The sequence below is a fragment of the Synechococcus sp. Cruz CV12-2-Slac-r genome (genome assembly GCF_024346075.1).
Taxonomy (GTDB): Bacteria; Cyanobacteriota; Cyanobacteriia; order PCC-6307; family Cyanobiaceae; genus Synechococcus_D.
In genome coordinates this window covers 1-5,143 of record NZ_JAGQEK010000113.1, presented here as the reverse complement: position 1 = coordinate 5,143, position 5,143 = coordinate 1, and the positions used below count along the sequence as shown (strand labels likewise).

The 5,143-nt window shown below is 51.6% G+C and carries 6 protein-coding genes; 4 read left to right on the top strand and 2 right to left on the bottom strand.

The genetic code is table 11. The annotated features are described in order from the left end of the window. Positions 1-55: 55 nt before the first annotated feature. Genes KB557_RS08710 through KB557_RS08700 form a run of 3 tightly spaced genes read left to right on the top strand, consistent with a single transcriptional unit; the run spans position 56 to position 3,752 of the window. Positions 56-1,615, top strand: a complete 1,560-nt coding sequence (locus tag KB557_RS08710; RefSeq protein WP_255133312.1) for an NAD(P)H-quinone oxidoreductase subunit 4 — start codon at positions 56-58, stop codon at positions 1,613-1,615. Between the two features lie 17 nt (positions 1,616-1,632). Next, complete coding sequence (locus KB557_RS08705; protein WP_399218895.1) at positions 1,633-2,538, top strand: segregation/condensation protein A; 906 nt, start codon at positions 1,633-1,635, stop codon at positions 2,536-2,538. A gap of 41 nt (positions 2,539-2,579) precedes the next feature. Beyond that, a complete protein-coding gene (locus KB557_RS08700) occupies positions 2,580-3,752 on the top strand; it encodes an NDP-sugar synthase (protein ID WP_255133308.1) in 1,173 nt (390 codons plus the stop codon). On the opposite strand, the gene KB557_RS08695 is transcribed toward KB557_RS08700, so the two are convergent. Next, a complete protein-coding gene (locus KB557_RS08695; protein ID WP_255133306.1) occupies positions 3,732-4,610 on the bottom strand; it encodes a methylenetetrahydrofolate reductase in 879 nt (292 codons plus the stop codon). The genes KB557_RS08700 and KB557_RS08695 overlap by 21 nt on opposite strands. Before the next feature lie 80 nt (positions 4,611-4,690). On the opposite strand from KB557_RS08695, the gene KB557_RS08690 reads away from it, so the two are divergent. Then, on the top strand, positions 4,691-4,927 hold the full coding sequence (locus tag KB557_RS08690; protein WP_255133304.1) for a helix-turn-helix transcriptional regulator: 237 nt from the start codon (positions 4,691-4,693) through the stop codon (positions 4,925-4,927). A gap of 23 nt (positions 4,928-4,950) precedes the next feature. Here KB557_RS08690 and KB557_RS08685 read toward each other — a convergent pair. After that, positions 4,951-5,143 (bottom strand): FAD-binding domain-containing protein (locus KB557_RS08685; RefSeq protein WP_255133302.1); only part of this gene is annotated, 193 nt, incomplete at its 5' end.

Below are 5,143 nucleotides of genomic sequence, written 5' to 3'. Positions count from 1 at the left end.
GTGAATGCCAGGTTGGCACTTAATTTCTACACTCTCTCAAGACGCTGCCAAGGATCTGGACGCCTTTCCCTGGCTAACAACAGCCATTCTTTTGCCGATAACGGCCTCCCTGCTGATCTTTTTCATACCGGATCCAGGCGACGGCAAAGTTGTGCGCTGGTATGCCCTTGGGGTAACGCTCACAACCTTTCTGATCACAGTTGCCGCCTACCTGCGGGGCTACGACCCCGATATCGCTGGCTTACAGCTTTACCAGCGGGTTTCCTGGTTGCCCCAGCTGGGCTTGGGTTGGTCGGTGGGGGCAGACGGCCTTTCAATGCCCCTGATTCTGCTCACCAGCTTCATCACCACCCTTGCTTGCCTCGCGGCTTGGCCAGTTACGTTTAAGCCAAAGTTTTTCTTCTTTCTGCTACTGGCAATGGACGGCGGCCAGATCGCTGTTTTTGCAGTGCAAGACATGCTTCTATTCTTCCTTGCCTGGGAACTGGAGCTACTACCTGTTTATTTGTTGCTGGCGATTTGGGGGGGTAAAAAAAGACAATATGCCGCTACAAAATTCATTCTTTACACCGCCGGCAGTTCGCTTTTTATCCTCTTAGTAGCGCTTGCCATGGCCTTTGCTGGTGGCGGCACCCCCAGCTTTGAATACAGCGAACTAGCAGCAAAACATCTGGGCACTGGCTTCCAATTGCTTTGCTACGGCGGGCTTCTGATTGCTTTTGGCGTAAAACTACCAATTGTGCCGCTGCACACCTGGCTGCCGGATGCCCATGGGGAAGCAACTGCACCAGTTCACATGTTGCTGGCTGGCATTTTGCTAAAAATGGGGGGATATGCATTATTTAGATTCAATGCTTCGATGTTCCCGGAAGCCCATGTGCAATTTGCACCTTTATTGGTGATATTAGGGGTAGTAAATATTATTTATGCAGCTCTTACTTCGTTTGCTCAACGCAACCTAAAACGCAAAATTGCCTATAGCTCCATCAGCCATATGGGCTTTGTGTTGATTGGAATAGGTAGTTTTTCGCCGCTTGCAGCAAGCGGCGCCATGCTGCAAATGGTGAGCCACGGCCTTATTGGCGCAAGCTTATTTTTCCTGGTGGGCGCCACCTACGACCGCATTCATACCTTGCAACTTGATGAGATGGGTGGGGTGGGTCAGAAGATGCGCAAGATGTTTGCCTTATGGACGATCTGCTGCCTTGCCTCTCTTGCCTTGCCTGGGATGAGTGGTTTTGTATCGGAATTAATGGTGTTTGTGGGCTTTGCCACAGACGACGCCTACAGCCTTCCTTTTAGGATTGTTATCGATGGTGCCGCAGCAATTGGGGTGATTCTCACGCCTATTTATCTACTTTCAATGCTACGTGAAATATTTTTTGGCAAGGAAAATCCTGAATTAGCCAATACAAATATGGTAGATGCCGAGCCGCGCGAAATTTATATTATTTCCTGCTTGCTAGTGCCAATCATTGGCATTGGCCTCTATCCAAGATTAGTAACTGATACCTATAGGGCCACAATCGAGCAGTTAGTTGCTCGGGATGAATCAACAATGAAAGCGGTTAGTTCGCCTCCATTCCCTTTCCAGGTGGCACCAAAGCTCACTTAACGGTAAGGTCCGCCCAGTTGATTCAAACCCCTTTGACCCAGCCGGGGGATAGTGGGGCCCGGGTGGCCATTCGTTTGTTGCAAGATGCAGCAGAACGGGGCGATATCGACCCCTGGGATGTGGATGTGATCGCCGTAATAGATGGGTTTTTAGATCAGCTGCGCCAAAAACTTGAATTGCCGCGGCGGCTGGCAGCAGCTGGCGGCAGTTATGAGCAAGATTTAGCTGAAAGCAGTGAAGCTTTCTTGGCGGCATCGGTGTTGGTGTCTCTTAAAGCAGAACATCTCGAGCAGCGCACGTTTGCAGTGGGGCTTGCCCCCATCGAGGAGGAGGATCTTTGCGAGGGGCTCGATCTTGATGGTGCCTGGCCCCAGCAACTGCAACTGCCCGCAAAACCAGAACGCTTGCTGTTGCGGCGCACCGTGGCACCACCACCGCTGCAACGGCCCGTAACCCTGGGGGAATTAATTCAACAATTAGAAGATATCGCCACAAGGCTTGAGCAGGAGGGGCCTCGCCAAAGGCGTCAAGCACCAAAGCGCTATTCGGATCGAGAGGCCATTGCCCAGATCACAGCCCTTGCTCACCGCGAAAAGTTGCCGGAAACTACCGCCGCCTTAAGCGTGTTTCTTGGTGGCTGGGGACCGGGGTTGGATTGGGTTGATTTCGAGCAACTCGTACTCGCCTGGGCCGCAGCTGCCCCGCCGGATCTTGATAGCGACCGGGTGGGGGTGTTTTGGGCCCTGTTATTTCTTTGCTCCCAAGGGCGAGTAGATCTTGAGCAAACGGGTCCGCAATTATTTGGCCCCTTGAAATTGCGTTGTTTATTCCAAGCAGCTGAAGGGGGGCAACGCCCATCGACCTTGAAAGCTGTGGGGATAGGGTCAGCGCCGCAGCCGGCCTTTGAGTTGCAAGCGGCCTAGGCAAGCATTGATACGCTGCCTTGATCTAAGGGGTAGCCGCCATGAAGGCCATGATTTTGGCGGCGGGGAAAGGAACAAGGGTGCAGCCGATCACCTACACGATCCCGAAGCCAATGATTCCGATTCTGCAGAAGCCAGTAATGGAATTTCTGTTGGAATTATTACGCCAGCACGGCTTTACAGAGGTGATGGTAAATGTGTCGCACCTCGCCGAAGAAATCGAAAATTACTTCCGCGATGGCCAGCGCTTTGGTGTGGAGATTGCCTACAGCTTTGAAGGCCGCATCGAAGATGGTGAATTGATTGGTGATGCCCTTGGTTCTGCTGGCGGCTTAAAAAAAATACAAAACTTTCAACGTTTTTTCGACGACACCTTTGTTGTGCTCTGCGGCGATGCCTTGATCGATCTAAATCTCAGCGAAGCGGTGCGGCGGCATCGCCAGAAAGGAGCACTGGCCTCACTCGTAACAAAACGGGTAGCTAAAGAGCAGGTGAGCAGCTATGGAGTGGTAGTAACAGATGAGGATGGCAGAGTAAAAGCATTCCAAGAGAAACCCAGCACAGAAGAAGCATTAAGCGATGAAATTAATACCGGAATATATATATTTGAGCCGGAAATATTTGATCATATTCCAAGTGATATCCCCTATGACATTGGAGCTGATTTATTTCCTAAATTAGTAGAAGAAGGTTTAGCATTTTATGCAATTCCGATGGAATTTGAATGGGTTGATATCGGTAAAGTGCCCGATTACTGGCAGGCGATTAGATCTGTACTGCAGGGGGAGGTTAGACAGGTAACAATTCCTGGCAAACAGGTTCGCCCTGGCATATATACCGGTTTAAATGTTGCAGCAAATTGGGATAAAATTCATGTTGAAGGCCCGGTATATGTGGGCGGCATGACAAAAATTGAAGACGGGGTAACAATTATTGGCCCTGCAATGATCGGCCCTAGTTGTCATATTTGCGCAGGGGCAACTATCGACAATTCAATTATCTTTGATTATTCACGCATTGGCGCTGGGGTGCGTCTTGTGGAAAAGCTGGTGTTTGGCCGCTACTGCGTTGATCGCAGTGGCGATCACATCGACGTACAAGAAGCAGCCCTCGATTGGTTGATTACCGATGCCCGCAGGCAGGATTTAGTGCAACCTTCACCAGAGCAAAAGGCCTTAGCTGAATTGCTGGGTTCAGATCTCGGCAAGGCTTAAAACCTGCACCAAGCTCTCTTCCGCCTTGATCGCCATTAGGTGCACACCTTTTGCAATCTTGCAGTAGCTAGAAACTTGTTCAGCGGCGATTTTGATGCCCTCTTCCCGGGGATCTGCCGCCCCAGCCAGCCGATCGATTAGGGCTGTGGGGATCTGGGCGCCTGGCACCACCCGATTTATAAAATCTGCATTTTTGGCAGACTTCAACAAAAACACCCCCGCCAGCACTGGCAGCCCTAGGGGGTCTGCTATTTCAAGGCAAAAACGCTGCAGGGCATCTGCATCCATCACCATTTGGGTTTGCAGGAAACGAGCACCAGCGGCAGCTTTTCGGCGTACCCGGCTTTTAAGACCGCTCCAGCTGCTTGATTGAGGATCCGCGGCCCCGCCAGCAAAAAGGCTGGTGCCGCCATCTGGTAGCAGCTTGCCAAAAGGGTCAAGCCCCAAATTAAGGGCCTGCACCTGCTGCAAAAGCCGCACCGATTCAAAATCAAATACCGGCCGCGCTTTGCTTTGATTACCGGCCCGCACCGGATCACCGGTAAGACACAACACATTGCGTAGCCCTAAAGCTTGGGCGCCAAGCAAATCAGCCTGCAGCGCAATCCGGTTTCGATCTCTACAGCCAAGCTGCAGCACTGGCTCCAAATCACGTTCCTGCAGCAACTTGCATAGGGCAATGCTTGCCATACGCATCACCGCCCGGCTGCCATCGGTAACGTTGAAAGCCTGCACTAAACCCCGCAATGCCTCTGCTGCTGCCAGTGCCCTACTGGGATCCGCCCCTAAAGGTGGGGTGATTTCAGCGGTGATTACAGGGCCAGGGCCAGCGAGGGCCTGCTCAAAACTTATGGCCATACCGGCGCTGTTGTATCCCCTATACCTGAGATATTCTCCCAGGCTGCCTACACTGCTGAAGCATCACTGGGGCGCAAACTATGGACGCCCATCTCTCAGAAAGGGAGCTGGAAATCATCGAGCTGGTGGCGGCAGAACTCACCAACCAAGAAATCGGTGCGCGGCTTTCGATTAGTAAACGCACAGTTGATAACCACGTGAGCAATATCTTTACAAAAACCGGTTCCCGCAATCGCGTTGGCCTCGTTAACTGGGCCTTGAGCAATGGCAAGATTTGCCACGATGGTTTTAATTGCTGCAACCTTCCCAAGGCTTAAGCAGTTTTAAGGCCTTGGCTGTTTTAAGACCTAGGCAATGCTGCATATAACTGCTTGAAATGGGCCTGCTGCTGGCGATGGCTCACTAAAGCTTCTGGGTAGCCGCGGGATTCCAAGGGGGCGATTTCACCACTTAGTAAATCCGCCGTATTCACATGTTGCAGTTCAGGCAACCAGCGGCGGATATAAACTGCTTCTGAATCAAATTTGCGCGCT